Origin of the sequence: Deinococcus pimensis DSM 21231, assembly GCF_000519345.1 — a bacterium.
GTDB lineage: Bacteria > Deinococcota > Deinococci > Deinococcales > Deinococcaceae > Deinococcus_A > Deinococcus_A pimensis.
The window spans coordinates 84,133-85,049 of record NZ_KI912640.1; the positions used below are offsets into that span (position 1 = coordinate 84,133).

Consider the following 917-nt stretch of genomic DNA (forward strand, 5'->3'; position numbering starts at 1 on the left):
CGAAGCTCGGCGCGCGCCGCGCGGCCATCGCGGAGGCGGTGGCGCGCGTGGTGGGCCTCGCGCCCGCGATGGTGGGCGTGTCCTTCAAGACGAGCGAGGGACTCGCGACGGACCACGTGCAGGCCCGCGCCACGGTCCTGTTGAGGGCGCGCGGTGTCGGGGGGCAGTGAGCCCCTCAACGTCGTCCTGTTCGAGCCCGAGAACGCCGGGAACGTCGGGAACGTCGCGCGGACCTGCGCGGTGCTCGGCGCGCGCCTGCACCTCGTGCGGCCCCTCGGGTTCCGGCTGCACGACCCGAAGTTCCGCCGCGCCGCCCTCGACTACTTCGACGGTGTGGAGCTCGTGGAGCACGCGAACTGGACGGCGCTGGAGGAGACCCTCCCGCCGGGGGCGCGCACCTTCGGCTTCTCGGCCCGCACGGAGCGGCCCTACACGGACGTGCGGTACCGGCCGGGCGACTGGCTGGTCTTCGGGCCCGAGTCGCGCGGCCTGCCGGGCTGGCTGCGTGAACGCCTCGACCTCGTGACGCTCCCCATGCCGGGCGGGGGACGCAGCCTCAACCTCGCCGTGGCGGCGGGCGTCGCGGCGTACGAGGCGTCGCGGCAGCTGCACGGCTGGCGAGGTCCGGACTCCTGACACCGTAGATTGTGCGCATGCCCTTCGCCGTCATCATGCAGTACCGCCAGGAACGCGACCTCGAGGATCACGAACGGCCCGACCCGGCGGGCTTCGAGCCCGTCTTCATGGAGGACGACGCGGGCGCGCGCCGTCTGTTCGGCACGCGCGAGGAGGCGCTGGAGGCGGCGCGGCTCGCGGGGGACGCGGACTTCCGCTACGAGGTCGTGGAGCTGGAATGAGGAGGGCCCCCGGCGGTCGCCGGGGGCCCGAGGGGTGGTTCGCTCAGCCCTGACGGGAGC

The 917-nt window shown here is 74.3% G+C and carries 2 protein-coding genes and 1 pseudogene; all 3 read left to right on the forward strand.

Annotation, left to right across the window (positions count from 1 at the left end; translation table 11 throughout):
• Window positions 1–170: pseudogene (locus DEIPI_RS41390) on the forward strand (2-C-methyl-D-erythritol 2,4-cyclodiphosphate synthase); the annotation flags it as partial.
• Window positions 154–636, forward strand: coding sequence for a tRNA (cytidine(34)-2'-O)-methyltransferase (locus DEIPI_RS0111165; protein ID WP_027481829.1), 483 nt, complete (start codon window positions 154–156; stop codon window positions 634–636). The pseudogene DEIPI_RS41390 and the gene DEIPI_RS0111165, both read left to right, overlap by 17 nt.
• 17 nt (window positions 637–653) lie before the next feature.
• Window positions 654–857, forward strand: coding sequence for a hypothetical protein (locus tag DEIPI_RS39535; protein ID WP_027481830.1), 204 nt, complete (start codon window positions 654–656; stop codon window positions 855–857).
• The last annotated feature ends 60 nt before the right edge of the window (window positions 858–917 follow it).

Coding starts and splice junctions, on each gene's coding strand:
- DEIPI_RS39535 (WP_027481830.1), top strand. CDS start 654: ATGCCCTTCGCCGTCATCATGCAGTACCGCCAGGAACGCGACCTCGAG.